At 39.5% G+C, this 20,487-nt stretch carries 20 protein-coding genes and 1 pseudogene; 13 read left to right on the top strand and 8 right to left on the bottom strand.

The genetic code is table 11. The annotated features are described in order from the left end of the window. Nucleotides 1-259: 259 nt before the first annotated feature. Nucleotides 260-901: a c-type cytochrome gene (locus GKR92_09180; protein QMU61857.1), complete on the top strand. Its 642-nt coding sequence runs from the start codon at nucleotides 260-262 to the stop codon at nucleotides 899-901. Nucleotides 902-1,075: 174 nt separating this feature from the next. Then, nucleotides 1,076-1,777: a thioredoxin domain-containing protein gene (locus GKR92_09175; GenBank protein ID QMU61856.1), complete on the top strand. Its 702-nt coding sequence runs from the start codon at nucleotides 1,076-1,078 to the stop codon at nucleotides 1,775-1,777. A gap of 303 nt (nucleotides 1,778-2,080) precedes the next feature. On the opposite strand, the gene GKR92_09170 is transcribed toward GKR92_09175, so the two are convergent. Further along, nucleotides 2,081-2,587, bottom strand: coding sequence for an NlpC/P60 family protein (locus tag GKR92_09170; protein QMU61855.1), 507 nt, complete (start codon nucleotides 2,585-2,587; stop codon nucleotides 2,081-2,083). Between the two features lie 157 nt (nucleotides 2,588-2,744). Here GKR92_09170 and GKR92_09165 point away from each other — a divergent pair, with 157 nt between their 5' ends. Together GKR92_09165 and GKR92_09160 are read left to right on the top strand one after the other, a co-directional pair. Then, nucleotides 2,745-2,969, top strand: a complete 225-nt coding sequence (locus tag GKR92_09165) for a hypothetical protein (GenBank protein ID QMU61854.1) — start codon at nucleotides 2,745-2,747, stop codon at nucleotides 2,967-2,969. 308 nt (nucleotides 2,970-3,277) lie between these two features. Continuing rightward, complete coding sequence (locus GKR92_09160) at nucleotides 3,278-3,808, top strand: GAF domain-containing protein (GenBank protein ID QMU61853.1); 531 nt, start codon at nucleotides 3,278-3,280, stop codon at nucleotides 3,806-3,808. Between the two features lie 55 nt (nucleotides 3,809-3,863). Here the strand turns inward: GKR92_09160 and GKR92_09155 are convergent, their stop codons facing one another. Then, nucleotides 3,864-5,696, bottom strand: a complete 1,833-nt coding sequence (locus GKR92_09155) for an SLC13 family permease (protein ID QMU61852.1) — start codon at nucleotides 5,694-5,696, stop codon at nucleotides 3,864-3,866. Between the two features lie 168 nt (nucleotides 5,697-5,864). Here GKR92_09155 and GKR92_09150 point away from each other — a divergent pair, with 168 nt between their 5' ends. After that, the gene (locus GKR92_09150; protein QMU61851.1) at nucleotides 5,865-6,359 is read left to right on the top strand and encodes a cytochrome c5 family protein; all 495 of its coding nucleotides are present in this window, start codon (nucleotides 5,865-5,867) and stop codon (nucleotides 6,357-6,359) included. Nucleotides 6,360-6,379: 20 nt separating this feature from the next. Here the strand turns inward: GKR92_09150 and GKR92_09145 are convergent, their stop codons facing one another. Together GKR92_09145 and GKR92_09140 are read right to left on the bottom strand one after the other, a co-directional pair. Next, nucleotides 6,380-7,894 (bottom strand): YifB family Mg chelatase-like AAA ATPase, encoded by a 1,515-nt coding sequence (locus GKR92_09145; GenBank protein ID QMU61850.1) that lies wholly within the window; start codon nucleotides 7,892-7,894, stop codon nucleotides 6,380-6,382. A 42-nt stretch (nucleotides 7,895-7,936) separates the two neighbouring features. Then, nucleotides 7,937-8,203 (bottom strand): accessory factor UbiK family protein, encoded by a 267-nt coding sequence (locus GKR92_09140; protein ID QMU61849.1) that lies wholly within the window; start codon nucleotides 8,201-8,203, stop codon nucleotides 7,937-7,939. 232 nt (nucleotides 8,204-8,435) lie between these two features. Between GKR92_09140 and GKR92_09135 the strand changes: the two genes are divergently transcribed. The 3 genes from GKR92_09135 (at nucleotide 8,436) to GKR92_09125 (ending at nucleotide 10,894) form a co-directional block, all read left to right on the top strand. Next, on the top strand, nucleotides 8,436-9,203 hold the full coding sequence (locus GKR92_09135; protein ID QMU61848.1) for a hypothetical protein: 768 nt from the start codon (nucleotides 8,436-8,438) through the stop codon (nucleotides 9,201-9,203). 87 nt (nucleotides 9,204-9,290) lie between these two features. Further along, a complete protein-coding gene (locus tag GKR92_09130) occupies nucleotides 9,291-9,686 on the top strand; it encodes a P-II family nitrogen regulator (GenBank protein ID QMU61847.1) in 396 nt (131 codons plus the stop codon). After that, a complete protein-coding gene (locus tag GKR92_09125; protein ID QMU61846.1) occupies nucleotides 9,650-10,894 on the top strand; it encodes an ammonium transporter in 1,245 nt (414 codons plus the stop codon). Before GKR92_09130 ends, GKR92_09125 begins: the two co-directional genes overlap by 37 nt. A gap of 67 nt (nucleotides 10,895-10,961) precedes the next feature. On the opposite strand, the gene speE is transcribed toward GKR92_09125, so the two are convergent. After that, nucleotides 10,962-11,810: a polyamine aminopropyltransferase gene (gene speE / locus GKR92_09120; GenBank protein ID QMU61845.1), complete on the bottom strand. Its 849-nt coding sequence runs from the start codon at nucleotides 11,808-11,810 to the stop codon at nucleotides 10,962-10,964. An 89-nt stretch (nucleotides 11,811-11,899) separates the two neighbouring features. Between speE and speA the strand changes: the two genes are divergently transcribed. From speA to GKR92_09100, 4 genes are read left to right on the top strand one after another with little or no spacing between them, the layout of a single operon-like run. Next, nucleotides 11,900-13,807: a biosynthetic arginine decarboxylase gene (gene speA / locus GKR92_09115; protein ID QMU61844.1), complete on the top strand. Its 1,908-nt coding sequence runs from the start codon at nucleotides 11,900-11,902 to the stop codon at nucleotides 13,805-13,807. Between the two features lie 21 nt (nucleotides 13,808-13,828). Further along, entirely contained in the window at nucleotides 13,829-14,554 is a 726-nt protein-coding gene (locus tag GKR92_09110) for a hypothetical protein (GenBank protein ID QMU61843.1), read from the top strand. Between the two features lie 22 nt (nucleotides 14,555-14,576). Then, complete coding sequence (locus GKR92_09105) at nucleotides 14,577-14,822, top strand: hypothetical protein (protein QMU62763.1); 246 nt, start codon at nucleotides 14,577-14,579, stop codon at nucleotides 14,820-14,822. Nucleotides 14,823-14,847: 25 nt separating this feature from the next. Beyond that, the gene (locus GKR92_09100) at nucleotides 14,848-15,303 is read left to right on the top strand and encodes a hypothetical protein (GenBank protein ID QMU61842.1); all 456 of its coding nucleotides are present in this window, start codon (nucleotides 14,848-14,850) and stop codon (nucleotides 15,301-15,303) included. A gap of 39 nt (nucleotides 15,304-15,342) precedes the next feature. Here GKR92_09100 and GKR92_09095 read toward each other — a convergent pair whose 3' ends face one another. Both GKR92_09095 and nadA read right to left on the bottom strand, forming a co-directional pair. Beyond that, a complete protein-coding gene (locus tag GKR92_09095) occupies nucleotides 15,343-16,539 on the bottom strand; it encodes a hypothetical protein (GenBank protein QMU61841.1) in 1,197 nt (398 codons plus the stop codon). A gap of 187 nt (nucleotides 16,540-16,726) precedes the next feature. Further along, nucleotides 16,727-17,800: a quinolinate synthase NadA gene (gene nadA, locus GKR92_09090; protein QMU61840.1), complete on the bottom strand. Its 1,074-nt coding sequence runs from the start codon at nucleotides 17,798-17,800 to the stop codon at nucleotides 16,727-16,729. A 197-nt stretch (nucleotides 17,801-17,997) separates the two neighbouring features. Between nadA and GKR92_09085 the strand changes: the two are divergent. After that, nucleotides 17,998-19,815 (top strand): annotated as a pseudogene (locus tag GKR92_09085) (AMP-binding protein). A gap of 116 nt (nucleotides 19,816-19,931) precedes the next feature. On the opposite strand, the gene GKR92_09080 reads toward GKR92_09085, so the two are convergent. Next, on the bottom strand, nucleotides 19,932-20,477 hold the full coding sequence (locus GKR92_09080; protein ID QMU61839.1) for an SPOR domain-containing protein: 546 nt from the start codon (nucleotides 20,475-20,477) through the stop codon (nucleotides 19,932-19,934). Nucleotides 20,478-20,487 lie beyond the last annotated feature (10 nt).

The raw sequence follows: 20,487 nt of genomic DNA, 5'->3' as shown, positions 1-20,487 counted from the left end.
GGCCTATAATGGATAGATATACAGTTAGTAAGATAGATTTTAACGCATTTGAGCTGAACAATTGTGCCTACAGCAAATCAGCTCATTATCATTGAGTTTCTTGGCTGTTTTGCGGCCATAAGTGCTATATGCTATGCCCCAGTAAGTTTTAACAAGAAAGGTTTTGAATAGGTCTGCTTCAATTTAAACTGCAACGCTATGATAGTTTAATAACAAAGCTTAGTTACCAATATTAATATCTGTAGTAAGGATTCTATACATGAAGAGAAAACAGTGTTTGCTAATCGCAATCTTAATTCTGGTCGGATTTTATGTGGGCGGTGTTCATGCCGCGGGTGATGCTGACGCTGGCAAACAAAAATCTGAACCATGCGTTGCATGTCATGGTGCAGGTGGAGTGAGTGCAAATCCTGCATGGCCAAAATTAGCTGGGCAAGGTGAAAAGTATTTAGTAGACCAACTGCATCTCTTCAAAGAAAAAGTTCGTGTGAGCACGCTGATGAATTCACAAGCTGAAAATCTATCTGATCAAGATATAGTAGACATAGCTGCTTACTATTCAAGCCAAGCCACTAATGCAGGTAGTGCAGACCCAGATAAAGAATTTCAAGGTGAAAAGTTACATATTATTGGCGAGCGAATTTATCGTGGCGGTAATGCTGAAACCGGTGTGCCTGCATGTATGTCCTGTCATGCGCCTGATGGTGTGGGTAATACTGCAGCAAAATTTCCTGCTTTAGCAGGCCAGCACGCGGTATATACCGCAGCACAACTAAGGTCATATCGAAGTGGTGCTAGATATCAACCTGATGATAATTTAAATATGATGAAAGAAATCGCAACTTATTTAAGCGATACTGAAATCGACGCAGTTGCTGAATATATTTCTGGTTTACACTAAATAAAGGCTTTCTAAGAATTGGAGCCAGAAAATTAACCTGATAGGTTGACCCGAAAAGTTAACCTAAAAATTGATAAGATAAGCGGTAGAATTTGTCTAACGATGGCAGAACTACCGTGTATTATCAGTGTCTATATAAGTAACTAATACTTTGCCTAAAAATAAAACATAACTATGCACAACCTTTATCGTATTTTTCCGAATCTACTCGCTGCTCTAATTTTCTCATTGTTAACTGTAAGTGCTAGTGCTGAAGATGGACATGATCATGCGCCGATTACTAATTTTGTAGAAGGTAAACATTATCATCGCATTTCTCCTGCAGTTGAGACGGATGTGGAAGATGGTCAAGTTGAGGTGTTGGAATTATTTTGGTATGGCTGCCCACACTGTTTTCAATTTGAACCACATTTGTCGGGCTGGAAAGATACCAAAGCAGATTACATAAGTTTCATTCGTATGCCTGCTGTACTTAATCGAGGTTGGCTTGCGCATGCACGAGCCTATTACGCATTAGAAACTATGGGTGAATTAGAAAGAATGCATCCTATATTTTTTGAAGCGATTCATGTTCAGGGTAGACGTTTACGAGATGTAGAATCGATGGCACGATTTTTATCACAACATGATGTGGATGCCGATAAATTCAAAAGCGCTTATGATTCTTTATATGTAGAGACTAAAATTAATCGCTCTGGACAGATGGTTCGTCAATATGGTTCAAGCTCTGTACCTACGATAATTATTAATGGTAAATATCGTACATCCGCAGGTGATGCTGGAGGCTTTGAAAATGTTCTGCGTATCATAAATATGTTGGCAGAAAAAGAAGCAGGTATAGCGGCTGCTAACCTTACTGAAGAAAGCGCTGAATAGATTAGTTACTAAGCTTATTCTTTGCTGCGAACTTGAGGGTCTAATTCCTCATAATCGCGAATCAACTTATCGACGTTATCACTTCTTCGGGATTTCATCCTAGGCTGTTTTTTTCTAAGATTATTAAAAATCTTTCTAATAGTGTCTTTAACTTCCTTGTCCACTTTACGCTACCTTGATACATCCATGTTTAAGGTCAATCCATTTTAGAGAATTTGAGAGTGGCTATGGTCTGGATGAGGATAGGAGGGATGGCCGGGGTGATAGATGGGGAAGTTTTGTGAATGGATACTGTTTGATAAGCTAATAGAAACGGCCACCGCTAACGAATCGTGGTTGCCAATAGTTGTCGTTTAAATTATTCACTGCCACACGCTTACCACTTTTTGGAGCATGTATGAAACGACCGTTACCCACGTAAATTCCAACATGTGAAACGTTAGTTTTATTTAGAGTAAAAAATACCAAGTCACCAGCATGTAAATTACTTAGATTGATGTTCTTTGCACTTTTATATTGTTGCAATGATGTACGTGGTGTACGAATTCCTAATTTTCCGTGTGTGTAATGCACCAAGCCACTGCAATCAAAACCCTCCGGTGACGAGCCACCATATTTATATGGACTGCCCAATAATGATGTGGCTAAATTCGCAATTTCATCACCTGCATTAAGTTTCTTCTGATTGCTTTTCGCCGTTGTAACTTTGGTTTTGCTAGATGTTTCACTGTGTTGAGGTGAATGCGAGCAGGCAACAAGCAAGCCTGAACATAATAGCAAGAATATAAGTGGGCGAAGAATAGAAAGCATACGATAAGTTATCTAAAGGAAATTTGAGTTCTATTTTATAGTAAGCAGCTGAACACCAGTAAATGAGATGGTATAAAGACTAAATTATACTGGATGGATGACTGTTATTGGCCCAAGGTGGGCATAAAAAACATGTATTTATCAATGGTAATTAACGATGACTAATGCAAATGTATTGATATTATTTTTTGGGCTATTAGGCCTAATGGGTTTGGTTTTTCCAAAAGTTATTCAAATTATATATGCTGAAATTGTGAAATTTAATTTACGGTCTCAGAATGAACTAAACAATGAGCTTGATTCATTATCGAGTACAAATCTAATTCGTTTGTTAGGTATAGTCGTACTGCTTATCTCTACGCTAGTTTATTTTCTTGAATGATGATTACACCTCATTCGTTTAGTATTGATCGTGTATCCATGTCGAGTGCATATAATTAATTTTTGATGTGCTAGCAGTTTAAATCTTCTTATATTCGATAAATATTTTAAGGCCGTCTTGCATTGTTAACGGCACAATAGACTGTGCACGCTTAACTATAGAATTTAAGCTAAGTAACTGCTGGAAACAGAATTAGGCATTTCCAAATAAAATAATAGAGATACCTAACTCAATAGAAACTATCGTTCTCTTTATTTGATTCTATTTATGAATTATTATGATTTGAAACTACTTGGTTGGAGCAAAGTATGTTATTTCCCCCGATACCGCAAAATGAATCTAGTCGATTAGTCGCGTTGCGCGCGCTGGAGATTCTCGACACTGCTGCTGATGTTCGGTTTGACTGCATTACACGGTTTGCTGCAGAAAAACTTCAAGTGCCAATCGCATTGATTACTTTTATAGATTCCGATCGCCAGTGGTTTAAGTCTGCGTGGGGAATTACACCAAAAGAAATATCACGAGACATTTCTATTTGCGCACATGCAATTTGTGAACTAACAAGTAATCATCCTTGGGGGCGTATTTATGAAATTTGTGATACGAGTGAAGACAGTCGATTTTTTGATAGTCCACTTGTGGTAGGTGAACCGTGGGTACGCTCTTACATCAGTTTTGTTTTGCAATCTGATTCTGGAATGAATATTGGCACGCTATGTTTAGTGGATACTCAACCCAGAAGATTCGACAATGATGAAATTAATTTGATTGTAGAACTTGGTTCAATGGCTGAAGATATAGTAAATGGCCGCCAGGTTTCTTCTAATAATATTAATTAGTCTGTTAATATATCTAACTAGTTAATTAGATTCTCATCATCAAGCCACGAAATTTTTATAAATCGTAAATCCACGGTAATAGCCACGAATAACTCAACCACATAATTATCGTTAGTGGTGTGCCTACTTTTACAAAATCCATAAATTTGTAACCACCTGCATTCATGACTAATAAATTAGTTTTGTAGGCCATTGGTGTGATGTAGCTCATATTGGCACCAAATAATACGGCTAAGATAAATGGAGCTACGGGTTGATCTAGTTGTTGAGCAATGCTTACTGCAACAGGTGTACCAATTACGGCTGCTGCATTATTAGAAACAATATTAGTAAGTAATGCCATCAACAACATTAAACCACTTAGTACTATTGGTGCGCTTGCACCTGCTGTGAGATAAAGAAACACACTTGCTAAGTATTCTGTGCCACCTGTAGCTAGCAGTGCTGCGCCCATGGCTAAACTTGCAACGACAATAAGTACAATTGGAGTGCTGAGCGCTTGCGTGGCATCACGCCAGTTTAAACAGCCAGTTACTATCAACAGCAGCACTCCACACACTGCACTAATGGCAATGGGCAAAACACCAAGTGCAGCGGTTGCGACTATGGCAATCATGATCCATAACGCTAACGGCGCTTTAATAGAATGCGGGAGATCTTCTGTGGAATCTAAAATTAGTAGTTCACCACTTTGTTTCAGTTTTTTTAGTGCTTCGGCTTTGCCTTGCACTAAAATAATATCGCCTGTGCGCAACCATACTTCGCGTACACCAGAATGTAGTGTATCGATGGTGGTACCTGCATGGTGTAATGCAAGTGGTATAAGTTGATAACGGTCGCTAAAACGTAACCGAGAAATTGTGGTGTTTTCTAGCGGCGAGCCTTGTGAAACCACGATTTCTGCCAACTGTTGTTGCGAGCTGGACTTTAATTCGTCTTCGTCAATGAGCTCGTTGTTTTTTGAATATAGTGTAGCGCCTAGAACATCTTCGTATTCTTTTAATTCTTTAGGTGTGTCACGCACGAATAAACGATCACCTGCTTTAATTTCTACATCCGGTAATAAAGAAAGTTGTGTGTCTTCGCCTCTTTGTATGCGTTCTACTTTCATTGCGCCATTAGTGAGTTTAATTATTTGCGCCAAGGTTTTACCTACCACACGACTTTCTTCCGGTATATGTAGTTGAGCCAGAAATACACGAGGTGAGGTATCTGATAAAGGGGTGTCACGTTCAGAAACAATAAGTGGTGCAATCAGCCATAAATAAGCAATTCCAATTACTGAAGCAATGCTTGCAGGCAATACGAAATCAAACATGGAAAACTTTTCCACGCCCATGTCAGAGGCAACAGACACCACTAATAAATTAGTAGAAGTACCTATTGTTGTACACATGCCCCCTACCAATGTGGCAAAGCCCATTGGCATTAATACACCCGAGGGAGAGCGATTAGTTCGTAGAGAAACACTCACTAAAATTGGCAGCAGTAGTACGACTACAGGAGTGTTATTAATAAATGCACTGAGCACCGCTCCAATAATTAATGTTAATAACAATGATAGTAATGGGCTCACTCTCCAGAGTTTTGCAAGTGAACGACCGATAGGTTCGAGTGCGCCAGTACGCACCAGTGCTTGTCCAGCAATCATTAAGGCACATACCGCAATTAAGGCTTCGTGCCCAAATCCAGAGAATAGGTCAATGGAGTGGAATTTTTCACCTTCTATTTGATAGGGAAACAGTTCAAACCCTACGGCCAAGATCGCTATCACTAATAAGCTAGAAGTCTCTAAGGGGATACTTTCTCTTGTGAATAGAAATAATGCGAAAATAGTAAGTAGTAAAATACCTATGGCATGGGGGTCTGGGCTGGATGGGAATGGCATGATAAGACCAGATTAAGTCATATTTGTAGGTATTAAGTCGAATAGCATAGTGAGCCCTACCTAAAAATTTTCCTATATATAACTGTTATAGGTGATTGGTTTCATGTCTCGCATTCACTATAATTCGCCACGCTTAGATAAGGTAACAACAACAATTTAGGAGTTTGTGTGAAGGACAATCAGTTTGCAACGACATTGATGACTATTGTAGGCGTACTCATAGCGCTAACGGTCATTATTTTAGTGATTTCAAATATACTCACAAATACTGATTATACTGATGATAGTCTTGTGCAGGGTAATATAGAAGATCGAATTCAGCCCGTCGGTACGGTAGCTATCGCTGGCGTTACACCCGTTAATGCAAGTGAAGGCGGAGAAAGTTCTGCTGATACAGTGATGGCATCGAATGATGCAGGTGAGAGTAAAAGTGCTGCGGATCTTTATAAAGGTTGTGCAGCATGCCATGACTCTGGTGTGCTTAATGCGCCAAAGCTAGGCGATAAAGCTGGATGGGGTCCTCGCGTAGCGAAAGGTGCAGATGCACTATACTCAAGTGCTATAAATGGTATTGGTACAATGCCAGCTAAGGGTGGTCGTGCAGATTACTCTGATGACGACATTAAGAAGGTTGTCGATTACATGTTGGAATCAGTAAAGTAGTCAACTATTTCTAATTTAACCTACTTATTGAGTAGGCGATCATATTGTCGATAACTAATTGCCTCACTGAGGTGATTAGTTTCGATGCTTTGCGAATTATCTAGATCTGCAATGCTTCTCGCGAGCTTGAGTGTGCGATGGTAACCTCGTGCTGATAATCCTAATTGTTCAAATGCTTTATCCATAAGTTTGTCGCAGTCTTCATTAAGTACACAAAATATCTCAATTTCTTTGTTAGTCATATAAGCATTGGGTTTTTGCTGTCGATTAATTTGCAGCTCGCGCGCAGCGCACACTCTTTTTTGTACGTCATGACTTGTTTCGCTGTTGTTCGGACTTTTTTGTTTAAGTTGTTCTTTAGCTACACGCGGTACATCAATATGAATATCAATTCGATCCAATAGAGGTGCTGAGATGCGTCCTCGGTAGCGGCGAATTTGTTCTGGAGTGCAGGCGCAATTTCCATTTATATCAATATCACAACCTTGCGGACATGGATTCATCGCGGCAACGAGTTGAAAGCGAGCAGGGAACTGCACCTGTCTCGCAGCGCGAGAAATGGCAATGTTACCTGTTTCAAGAGGTTCTCGAAGCACTTCTAAAACATGTCGATCAAATTCAGTCAGTTCATCTAAAAATAAAACACCATGATGCGCTAGGGATATTTCTCCAGGCATCGGGTTGGAGCCTCCGCCGACTAATGCGACTCCTGATGCAGTATGATGCGGTGCGCGAAATGGGCGAATACCCCATTGATCACGAGAGAACCCACCATGACTTATTGAGTAGATAGTTGCAGACTCCACTGCTTCAGTTTCACCCAACGGTGGCAGAATACTCGGTAGACGACTTGCCAACATGGTTTTGCCACTGCCAGGGGATCCCACCATTAACATATTATGAAAACCTGCGGCGGCTACTTCTAAAGCCCGTCTTGCACGGTGTTGGCCGCGTACATCATAAAGATCTAATGCTTCTATGCTTTGATTGGGCTCGATATTATTTTCATAAGCCGTTAGCAATTCTTGTCCAGATAAATGTGCGCAAAGTTCTAGCAAGCTATTACTTGCAAACACCGTAGTTTGTTTTGCCAGTAAGGCCTCGTCGCCATTTTCAATTGGCGCCACAATTGCGCGTTGTTTTTTGCCGCTTGCAACTGCTGCAGGCAATACACCATGTATGGCACGCAACTCGCCACTTAAGCTTAGTTCACCTAAGAACTCGTACGAGGTTAGAGACTCTTTAGGTAATTGCTTTGATGCAGCCAAAATTCCTAGAGCAATAGGTAAGTCAAATCTTCCACCTTCTTTGGGAAGATCTGCTGGCGCTAGATTTACAGTGATACGCCGTGCGGGAAATTCAAATCCTGAATTCAGCAGTGCTGCACGGACACGATCTTTACTTTCTTTTACAGCAGCTTCAGGTAAGCCAACAATAGATAATCCAGGCAAACCATTTGAAAGATCTACTTCAACAGTGACTAGGGGTGCGTCCATACCCGTTTGAGCGCGGGAGTAGACAGTGGCGAGACTCATTAGAAATTATTTTTATTATGGATTTTTATTATTCCTTAAAATTCATTTCTTATTTACTGCTTCTTCCAACTCACTAATTCGTTGTTCCAGATCTTTCACACGTTGCTGACTTTTTGATAACAACATAACCTGAATATCAAATTCTTCACGGGTGACAAGATCAAGACGTTGAAAGGCGCCTTCAACTGTAGCGCGCGCATTTTTTTCTAGTCCTTCTTTAGCTGTTTTTAAGTCTTCAGGTATCGCGGCACTGATTTTTTGAACGATCTCGCTGACTGTTTTATCCAACCCTTCGGTATCAATCTTCATTTCTTTTGCTCCCACATTGTGGCTACTAGTTTAACGGAATCTTAGTAAATTTCAGCGCACCATTTAAGAGCAAGAGCATGTGTTCGTGGTGCATAATTTTGCTGCATGAGATTACTTTTCAAGTAAGTGATTGTTTTATATCGAATAAAAAGTTGGCACGTCACATGCATTAGTGAAAGGAAATGGTAAATCGGAAATATAAACAATACCTATTTTAAAGGGAGATATCTAAATGAATAAGAAACTACAACAACTGTCAATAGCAGCTGTTCTAGCCACCAGCACTATAGTGCTATCAACTAATGCATCTGCATATGAGGCGACACTTACCGGTAATGCAGGGGTTTTGTCTGAGTATATCTTTCGCGGCATCGTGCAGAACGATACGGCATCTGGCAACGGTGGAATCGATATAGAAGTTGGTGGTTTTTATGCCGGCACTTGGATTGCCGATGTGGATGATGGCATTGAGTACGATCTCTATGCAGGCTATGTACATGAGTTCACAAATGGATTTTATCTAGGTGCTGGCGGTACGAGTTATCAATATTCGGATAGTTTTGATAATGAATACAACGAAGCGAATTTTTATGCTGGCTGGTCGAATGATCTTTGGTCATTAGATCTTGAATATTCCAAAGGTGATTACAACGGTGATTTTGTTGATGACGCAGGCAATATCGAAGGGGATGAGTATGACTTTATTGGCGCCTCTGTAGGGTGGAATGGTGCGTATCTCACATACCGAGTGTTTGGAGATGATGCAGACGATCAATTAGGTGAATCGTTTGAGTTTGGTTATGGCTTTGAATTAGCAGGTTTTGATGTCACGGCAGCTGTGATGCATACCGATTTGGATAAGGATCCTGCAGGACTCACCAGTGATTGTGGCAGTGTGGTAAGCGCAGATTGTGATGGCTTGGGAGATGGCGATGAAACTTCGGCTTATGTAGGCATTCATCGTAGCTTCGACATCATGAAATGGGGAAGTGGTAGCTAATCAAATAATAATTCAACTGTGCTCGGGAACTTGCACAGTTATCCACTTAAGAAATTACAAACTAAATCCTAAATAAGGAGATAAATTATGAAGCTTGTTACAGCAATAATTAAGCCTTTTAAGCTTGATGATGTACGCGAAGCTTTATCTGAAATTGGTGTAGCGGGCGTTACGGCCACAGAAGTTAAAGGATTTGGCAGGCAAAAGGGTCATACCGAGTTATATCGTGGAGCAGAATATGTGGTCGACTTCTTGCCAAAAGTAAAACTCGAGATTGCGATTGATAGCAGTCTTTTAGATTCTGTAATCGAAGCAATTATTAAAGCTGCAAATACTGGAAAGATCGGCGATGGAAAAATTTTTGTTTCATCGCTAGAGCAATCAGTGCGTATACGAACTGATTGCTCTTTAAGTACTTACAAAAAAATTCCTAATAGGAGGGAATTGTGGAAAACAATATATTTGAATTGCAGTATGCATTAGACACCTTTTATTTTTTGATGTGCGGTGCGTTAGTAATGTGGATGGCGGCAGGTTTTGCAATGCTAGAAGCTGGTTTGGTGCGTTCTAAGAATACAACTGAAATCTTGACCAAAAATATTGCTTTATATGCAGTGGCTTGCACCATGTACATGATATGCGGTTACTCAATAATGTATGGCGGAGATGATTTCACAATGTTTTTAAATGGCATTGCTGGTGACGGGGTTGCAGGAGCGGAAGAGCCCGCAACATATGCACCATCCGCTGATTTTTTCTTTCAAGTAGTATTTGTTGCGACGGCTATGTCGATTGTCTCAGGCGCGGTAGCAGAAAGAATGAAGCTATGGGCCTTCTTAATATTTGCCGTTGTGTTAACAGCATTTATTTACCCAATGGAAGGTAGCTGGACTTGGGGAGGTCAGCCCGTATTTGGTATGTATACCTTGAGTGACCTTGGATTTTCTGATTTTGCAGGCTCTGGAATTGTGCATATGGCAGGCGCTAGTGCAGCTTTGGCTGGTGTTTTATTGCTGGGCGCGCGTAAAGGTAAGTACACGAAAGATGGTAGGTCTATGGCATTACCAGGCGCTAACTTACCATTAGCAACATTAGGTACGTTCATTTTATGGTTAGGATGGTTTGGGTTTAATGGCGGATCAGTATTAGCCACAGCAAGCGTGGAAAGCGCTAACTCGGTTGCTGTTGTGTTTATGAATACCAACGCTGCAGCTGCAGGTGGGTTGATTGCTTCATTAATCCTGGCACGCTTTATGTTTGGTAAAGCTGATTTGACCATGGCATTGAATGGAGCATTGGCTGGTTTAGTTGCAATTACTGCAGAGCCATCAACACCAACTGTAGTACAAGCAACTATGTTTGGCGGATTGGGTGGAGTCATGGTTGTGCTTAGTATCCTTGCGCTCGATAAGATGAAAATAGACGACCCAGTAGGCGCTATATCCGTTCACGGTGTAGTTGGTTTATTAGGCTTGTTATTGGTCCCTGTTACGAATGGTGAAAATTCATCATTTTCTGGTCAGCTTATCGGAGCGGCAACGATTTTTGTTTGGGTATTTGTAGCCAGCTTAATTGTTTGGGGCATTCTTAAAATGGTGATGGGTATTCGCATATCTGAAGAAGAAGAGATGGAAGGTGCAGATATTTCAGAATGTGGGATGGAAGCATACCCAGAGTTTGTGATTAAGTAAGGACATGTTGTATGTAAAATATTTTAGCGTCTTCATATGAGGCGCTTTTTTATGGAGAAATAAATTCCTAGAATTGTTTCAATAGAAACTGAGGTGAGGCAAAACTCGCTATGTGGATAGCGTGATTGTAATATTGTGTTTCAAACTGTAAAGATTTTGACTCTTGCTCTCGACAATAATGAATCGAACTTTGTTTGTTTGCTAGCGTAGCTGACCACCATCCAGTCGGGTAAACAGGTTGCGGAAAGTTAAGTAATTGAACGTTTGTAAAGCCTGCTTCACCCATATACTTGTGCATGGGATTGATGATGCTATCTAGGTGTATGAGGGGCGACTCACTCTGTTGTACCAGCAACCCATCTGTTTTTAGTGCACGAAAGCAGTCTTTATAAAAGGGTGTTGAGAACAACCCTTTAGCAGGACCAATTGGATCTGTACTGTCTACTATTATTAAATCTATTGAATTTTCTGGCGCATTTCTCATCCACTCGATTGCATCATCAAATATTAACTTCACGCGTGGATCATAATTTGCTGCACAAAGTTGTGGGAAATATTCTAAAGATAAATCAGTGACACGTCGGTCTATTTCAACTTGTGTAATTTTTTCAACGCAATCATGTTTAACAACCTCTAATAAGGTGCCGCAATCTCCGCCACCTACAATGACAATATTGCGCGGCATTAGGTGAGAAAATAGCGCGGGATGACTCATCATTTCATGGTATATAAAGTTATCGCGTTCCGATAACATGATAAAACCATCAATCACCATAAGTTTGCCAAAGTTTTTGGTCGAGTATATTTCTATTTTTTGGTATGGAGTTTTTTCCTCATGCAGTTTTTCGTTAATTTCTAGTGAAAATGCAGTGCCAGCCGCGGCGCACTCTTCCGTAAACCAATTATTATTTTGCATTCTTTGATCCTGCGTATATTCTAAGTTCTATTAACCAAGCTGTACTATAAATTGCTGAGTATAAAAATATATAAAAAAGTCTATTCTTTATGAGTTACCAAAATAAATGGAATGTTAAACAAGCAAAAAATCATTATCGAGTAGATGATTGGGGTTTGCAGCATTTTGATATCAATAACCGAGGACATGTGGTTGCTAAAGTGGCAGCTGCAGAGCTAGATCTATACGAACTCACTGAAAGTCTCAAAGGTAAAGGTATAGGTTTTCCGATTCTGGTGCGTTTCCCACAAATATTACAACAATCATTAAGTAATCTAAATTTGGCTTTTCAGCAAGCTATTAAAGCTAATAATTATTTTGGTAAATACATTGCTGCCTATCCTATTAAAGTAAATCAACAAGCTACAGTTATTCAGCATTTCCATGATCAGGAACAGTGGCCCATCGCCTTTGAGGTGGGAAGTAAGGCTGAGCTGATAGCTTGCTTAGGCGCAAATAAAAAACAGCAAACCATAATATGTAATGGCTATAAAGATGAGAAGTATATTCGCCTTGCTTTAATAGGTTGTTTGCTAGGAAATGAGATTATAATTGTTATGGAGAGTCTGGCAGAATTTCAACATGTTCTAAAGCAGTGTTCAGAACTCAATGTACAACCACTCCTTGGTATGCGTGTACGTTTAAATTCAATCGCGCAAGGTAATTGGCAAAATACAGGCGGAGAGCACTCTAAGTTTGGTTTAACTTCAAATGAAGTGCTTGCTTTAGTTAAGCAGCTGCAAGAGAGCAATATTTTGCATTGGATGAAAATGTTGCATTTTCATATGGGTTCACAAATTCCATCGCTACAAGATATTCAGTCAGGTATGCAAGAAGGTATGCATTACTTTTCTGAGTTAACAAAACTGGGTGTGAAATTCGAGTTGCTGAATATCGGTGGCGGATTAGCGGTGGACTATGAAGGAAACAATACTAATTCATATTTTTCTATGGACTACACGTTAAATGATTACGCCGAAACAATTATTAAAATCGTTACGGATAGTTGTGAAAAACATTTGTTAACTCAGCCTACAATCTTTAGTGAAAATGGCCGTGCTATGACCGCTTATCATGCGGTATTGTTAACCGATGTAATTGATATAGAACATGCACATTTAGATGCAAAGGCTGATCAAAAAGAATTGGTTAATGATTGGACTTCAAGTGCTAGTTTGAAATTACTTGAAAATTATATAAAAAATATTCAAGCAGTATCTTTTAATGAATATGATTCGCCGAAAATAGCTGAGAGTTATGCAGAATTAAAAAAACTTGCCTATGAAATTGAGCGAGAATTCTCTTGTGGAGATCTTTCGCTAGTTGAAAAAGCTGAAGCTGAAAAACTATTGAGTATTGCTTATAAAGAGATATTTAAAGTTAAGCATTGTTTGGTAGATTCAGATCGATTAGATCTTGAGGGCAAGTTTGTTGCGAAATACTTCTGTAATTTTTCTTTATTTCAGTCCACACCAGATATTTGGGGCTTGGATCAAATATTTCCAGTTATGCCACTACATCGGCTTGATGAACATCCTACAATTAAAACAAGAATTTATGACTTAACTTGTGACTCTGATGGACGAATAGATAGGTATATAGAGGCAGGATCTATCCTGCCTTATCTATCTTTGCATGATATTAGTGAACAGCAAGATTATATATTGGGCCTGTTTTTAGTCGGGGCATACCAAGAAATTCTTGGTGATATGCATAACCTGTTTGGCGAAACCAATGCGGTCAATATAGTTATAAAAGCTGATAATTCATATCAAATTTGTGATGAAGAACCTGGAGATACGATTTCGGAAATATTATCTTATTTGCACATGGATACTGGTAGAATGCGCCAGGTTTGGCGGGAAAGGCTTTCGAACAATAATGTTTCGAAGCAAGAAAAAGAGCTTGTAATGGATGAATTAGAAGCGTCTTTAAATTCAAACAGCTATTTAAGTTAAAAAGGCTTTAGGGGTAAAAATATGCTAGCTCAAGTTGTTTTGATTCTTGCACTACTATTGATTTTAGTGGGCATGATTATGGTGCTGCTAGATGCATTTAATGAAAGTTTTTTTTGGGGGCTGATGGTTTTATTAATACCACCAATATTTGTGCCTATTTATAGTTTTGTTAAGTGGAACAGAAGCCAGGCTCGCAATGGCTTTGCAATGGGCTTAGTAGGCTTGGTCATGGCCGGAGTTGGAGCTTATGGTGGAGGATTAAAAAATATCCCACTTTTGGATGACAGTGAAATTGTAAGTAACATACCAACTGCAACACCTAAAGATGAGCCTTTGCCTAATGCAGAAGAGGCGGCTGAAGTTGAATTAGAAGATGAAGGCACTTATGACCCTATGCTAAGTACTGATAAAGATCGTTTTTCTTCTAAAGATATTGAACCGTTAGCACCAGAAGAAGATAAAACAGTAAAAAATATCGGCAAAGGCAAATCTAGCGCGGTTCGCATTGCACTTGAAAATATTAGCGCTTCGATGGGCTCGAATATCGAAATTACGCTCAGCGATGGTGTAAAACATATAGGCACATTGGTGAGAAGCACAGAAAATTCAATTTCAATTGAGCAGCAATCTAGTGGCGGTACTGTTTCATATGAATATACTCTAGATAAAATTAAGTCAGTTGTACGGCTTTCCCGACCTACAAATACGGTTACTCCTCCTGTAGTTGAAAGTGGGGATGAGCCATAAAAATATTCTGCTGGTGTTGGTGATGAAATGTTTTGTGTATAAAAGTCTCAAGAAAGCTGATAGTTATATCTATCTCAATGAGAAAGATAATTTTAAAAATATACCTGAACAACTATTTGTGCTCTTCGGAAAACCTGAATTTACCTTAGAATTTGATCTTACTGAGGATCGTAAGCTTGCTTTAGCAGATGCACAGCAAGTGCTTCAAAGTATAAATGATCAAGGGTACTACTTGCAGATGCCATCTAAAAATAGTCTGCCCATCTGATTGCATATAAATATTTAAAGTACATATGTCCGCTCGATTAATTTTACATCTCACGTTAACGCTCATTTTGTTCGCATTTGGTTGGTGGCTGTATATGCGTTTAGAAGATAATAGCTCTACTGCAATTGACTCTGTTGGTGTGGCGGCATACTGGTTTGCGGTACTAGTATATGTGCTATTTAGCTGGCTCTTTTATTGGATAGTGCATAGGCTCAAATTAAAAGCTTGGGGAGTCGCGCAGATTTTTGCAGTTGTAATAGCTGCTGTTTCCACTAGTTCACTATTATTTGTTTCCCACGAACATCAGATGCAGTTGGAAGCCGAAGCTCTGCAGAAAGAAGAAAGTAAGGATGCCCTGAGCTCTGAAAAGGTGCAAGAGGCTAAAGCAAGGGCTAATCAAGAGGATAAAATAAAAACGTTGAATCTTTCCGAAGATGATGAAGTCGATGACTCAATACTTGAGCCAGAAGAAGGACAATAAGAACAGTAATTAAATATAAAAAGAATTGGACAGTTAATTTTATAATTTGAACATGGATTTGCTTGCGCGTCTAAGCTCGGTAAGAATATCTTTTTGCAATTGATCCAGTTCGACCATTTTATTTTCAGCTGCACCGCTAAGCCATGCGGTAGCCGTGTTTTTCTTCTTGGTAAAATAGTTCAGAATAAACGTCTCAGACATCAACACAAATTTAATTGCTTTTTCAGGGTCAACCTGTATGAAAGGGTTTTTTGCAATTTGAATTGCTGAGGCTTCTTGTGAGGCACAGAATTTATTTAATAAATAGAATAATGAGATTCTTGCTTGTCTCAAGGATTTAAGAACTCTTTGCTTTGAGCCTTCGTTTAAGCTGGCTTCAACAATCGCATCTAACCAAAGGATTAAGTCACTTTCAGCAATGACAACTTCGCTGGCTTTAATTTCATTAACTAAATCATAAATTCGCTGTTGCGTATCTTTGGTGTCATCTATGGTTTTCTTTCGCTTCATGGTGCGGTTCCATAAAGTTTGCGCTTCTTTAAGATCGGTTTGTAAATCATCAAGCTCTTGTTGTTTTATTTGCGTTGTTTCTTCCCGAATCTCAATCAGTTTACGTTTTTGATGTATAGCGCGCGCTAGTACTTTTAACCTTAAAATATAATATTCAGAAAGAATTTTACCTACTGAAGTAGTTTCTTTCTTTAGTGAATATAATGAAGATGAAAACCTTTTTTTGTCAGCGTCATTGATTGGTTTTGATTTCTGCAAAACCACTATATTTTCATGCAAGCTTATCGTTTCGCTACGCACATCAATTAACAGATTATTTATAGATGTAATATGTTTTACAAAAGTATCATTACCAATCTTCTTGGTGCCGCGTTGAGTGGATTGAAGCATCTCCACTAATAAAAGAATTTTATTTTTAAATACACGTAAATTCGCAGATCCTGATGCGCCCTTGGCTTTGTCTAATGCAGTTACCACATGTGTACCATAAGACTCTTGATCTCGCATGCGACGCTTAAGGTGAAAAGAATTCGCAGTCATGATCAGATCATCGACGGCACTTCTCGATGCCATTGGAATCTTTTCACTAATATCTGCCGGTATATTATTTGGCAGTTTTTCTATCGGTAAATCTGCTATACGCCCAGGCGGAAGCTTCTGCAACAGCTTGATGAATTGCTGCAGGGAAAGTGGATTTTGAATTTCTATAGTTGCTTGAGCAGTCATTAATTGTTTAATTAGGCTGAATGTACTTCCCGCTGAAAGGCCTCTATCAGCTATTAGTGCCTGATATTGCGTGAATTTTAGCTAAAAGTTTAGGGACTAGTGCACAAAAGGTACGAAAGGGCGACGAACTCTATTATTCGACAGTTTAGAGGGTGGCTTTGCCTATAAATGGGCACTTTGAAGGCTATTAGTGGGCAACAAATTCGAGCATCCGGCTGGTTGACCGGTACGCTTTTTGACGAATATCCTCGTCGACAAATATCTCATTTTCACCTGATTTGAGGCCAGATTCTAAAACTGCCTCCAGATTATGCAAACCATTCATGGCCATCCATGGGCAGTGCGCGCAGCTCTTGCATGTTGCACCTTCTCCTGCAGTTGGGGCTTCAATAAAAGTTTTGCCCGGAGCTTCTTGCTTCATTTTATAAAAGATTCGATTATCAGTGGCAACAATGAATTCTTTATGCGGAAGTTCTTTTGCCGCTTTAATAAGTGCTGTAGTGGAGCCCACAACATCAGCAATATCTATTACAGCAGCAGGTGATTCAGGGTGTACTAAAATACCGGCATCTGGGTGTTTTTCTATTAATTCACCCAATCCACGCGCTTTAAATTCTTCATGCACAATGCATGCACCTTGCCATAGCACCATTTCTGCACCAGTAACTTTTTGAATATAGTGCCCAAGATGTTTATCCGGTGCCCATAAAACCTTTTTTCCTTGGTCCATTAAGTGTGAGACAACTTTAAGCGCAATACTTGAAGTTACAACCCAATCTGCTCGTGCTTTAACTTCTGCACTAGTGTTTGCATAAACAACCACTTCATGATCAGGATATTGATTACAAAATTCATTAAATTCTTTGCTAGGACAACCTAAGTCGAGTGAACAAGTTGCCTCTAGGGTTGGCATAAAAACGCGTTTTTCTGGACTTAATATTTTTGCGGTTTCACCCATAAAGCGTACCCCTGCAACAATTAAAGTTGTTGCGGGATGGTCATTACCAAAACGCGCCATTTCTAATGAATCTGATACTACGCCACCTGTTTCTTCAGCAATCATTTGCAGATCTTCATTGGTGTAATAGTGGGCCACTAGCACAGCATTTTCACGTTTTAACAAACGTTTAATGTTGGCGATTTTTTCATCGCGTTGTTCTGCGTTATAAATTGGCAGATTGGACTGAATCACTGCAGTTTCGGGAATGCCTTTTAGAGGCACAGCAAATTCAACAGGTGTTTCCGTTATATTTTCAGACATATTCTAGAATTGCGATTGTGGGTAACATTAGTTATTTAATAAAATATGGGTGCAATAAGTAGCAAATTCAACCCCAAAAACTAAGGGTATTTATTACGTAACTAAATATAACAGGGGCTATGATAATTAGGCAATTTGCTATAAATAATAGTGATTATTGAATATTTTAGTTCAAATTAATGCCTTTAAGTCAGATGATGTGAGATATGGCAAACACCGATTATATAACACCAGAAGTTGCAAAGACGCTACCGGGTTTGTTGCAGCAACGTGTCCTGCATTCTGCTAATGCGATCGCTTATGGCTACCATAATGGTGAGCAAGGTTGGGCAGATCTTAGCTGGCAAAATGTTGCTGATCAAATTGCGAATATTCAACAAGCGATCAAGCAAGAACAACTTGAAAGAGGCGATCGTGTCGCCATCATGTTGCGAAACTGCCCTGAATGGGTGATGTTTGATATCGCTGCTATGGCTTGCGGTTTAGTAACGGTTCCTTTGTATACCAATGATCGGCCGAACAATGTTGCATATGTTATTAAGGATGCGGGGGTAAAAATTTTATTGATTCAAAATCAACGTCAGTGGCGAGAACTATCTAAAATTCCATCTATAACGGACGCGCTGCAACGTGTAATTAGTGTTGAGTCGCCAGAAGATGATCAACAAAGTGAGCAAATAATTCGTTTGCATCAATGGATAAATACAGGTGAGGCAAGTACGCCATTTACAATTGAAGGTGTTAATAGTGAAGATTTGGCGACGATAGTGTATACCTCCGGCACCACCGGGAAACCTAAAGGTGTGATGCTGAGTCATAAAAATATTTTGGCGAATGCTTATGCCGCCTTGCAATGTGGTGAATTTTATCCTGACGATGTGTTTTTATCTTTCTTGCCCTTGTCTCATACTTTAGAACGCACCGGCGGATGCTTCTTGCCGATGATGGCTAGTTCAAAAGTATCTTTTGCACGCTCTGTTCAGCATCTTGCTGAAGATATTCAAGCAGTAAGGCCAACAGCCTTTATTTCGGTGCCGCGTATTTATGAAATGATTTACGCTAAAGTGTTGGGTTCCTTGCAGAAAGAATCTTCTTTTAAGAAAAAAGTATTTGAGCTCACACAGCAAGTGGGTTGGCGTCGGTTTCAATATCAAACTAAAGCTACAGGAAGTCATTGGAGTTTATTATTTTGGCCAATACTAGATTTTTTGGTAGCTAAGAAAATTAAACAAAGATTGGGTGGTAGGCTTCGATACGCAATTGCTGGTGGAGCGGCTCTAAATAAATCTATTGCGCAATTTTTTATCAGCTTAGGTATACCGGTTTATCAAGGCTATGGTATGACCGAGTGCAGCCCCACCATAAGTGTAGGTCGCAAAGAGGATAATGACCCATTTAGCATAGGTAAGCCGCTTCCTGGTATAGAAATTAAAATTACCGAGCAAGGAGAGTTGTGTACTAAAAGTGATTGTGTAATGCAGGGTTATTTTAATAACCAGCAAGCTACCGAGGATGTTATTGATGAACAAGGCTGGTTACATACTGGAGATCTAGCCTCTATTAGTGATGATGGATATCTGTATATTACCGGCCGCATCAAAGATATTATTGTTTTAGCCAGTGCAGAAAAAGTGCCTCCACAAGATATGGAAACTACAATTTGTGCGGATCCACTATTTGACCAAGCGATGATAATAGGTGAAGCCAAGCCTTTTCTAGCGGCTCTATTAGTTTTAAATGAGGTTGAATGGAGAACCCTTGCCAATAAACTAGGTATAGATCGAAATACACCAGAAAGTTTGCACGATACTGGTGCACATAAACATATTATAAAACACTTATCAAAATGCCTGAGTGAATTCCCAGGTTATGCTCAAGTGCGGCGAGTTAGTTTATATCTGGAACCTTGGAGTATTGAAAATGGATTACTTACTCCAACGCTAAAAACAAAACGTCCTCAACTTTTGCAGACATTTTCTGAAGATATCGAATCTATGTATGAATCGCTTACATAATAACAATTACAGCAGTTTTGGGGTCTTAGGGACAATTGGATCAGATCTGCCCGATAAAGACCAAACTGTAGTTTCTTTCTAAATTATCGTTCAGTAAAAAGATTCGTAAATTAATACTACTTTTTAGCTTGCAACAGAATCGTATCGATTTGACTGGACTTTAAACGTTTGCGAAGTTTCTCAAGCGCATTGCGATCATTGGAAGGGCCAATTTGCACGCGATGCCATTTGGTTTTATTCACCTCTACAGATTGAATATTCGCTTCTACGCCAATTAACGCTAAGCGTGCTTTCAGACTGTCGGCCTCATTAAATTGTTGAAACGAACCTGCTTGTAATAAGTAACCGCCTCTATAGTTTGTTTGTTGTTTGTTAGTAGTGTCGGGTGAAGCAGAGGGTTTCTGTTTAGGTGGTTGTGACTCTTCCAGAGGTATCACAATTTCAAGTTCAGGCAACAAGGTATAAAAATCGAATTTGCGTTTGGTTTCAGGTTCTTTAGTGACTTTTGATTGTGAAGATGTAGTCACTTGCTCTACATTGCCGACATTTGAACCGGTAAACATTGCTATACCCAAGCCGATTAAAATACCAAGCGTCAACCATATCCATGCTGGAATGATGCTGGATGATTTCGCTGTAGAGCGTTTTCTTTTGCGTGCCATGAGTTTTCTA

This window comes from Gammaproteobacteria bacterium (assembly GCA_014075255.1).
In the GTDB taxonomy this organism is placed as follows: Bacteria; Pseudomonadota; Gammaproteobacteria; order UBA4575; family UBA4575; genus JABDMD01.
The sequence above is the reverse complement of the archived record's forward strand: the minus strand, read 5'-3'. Positions and strand labels throughout refer to the sequence as shown.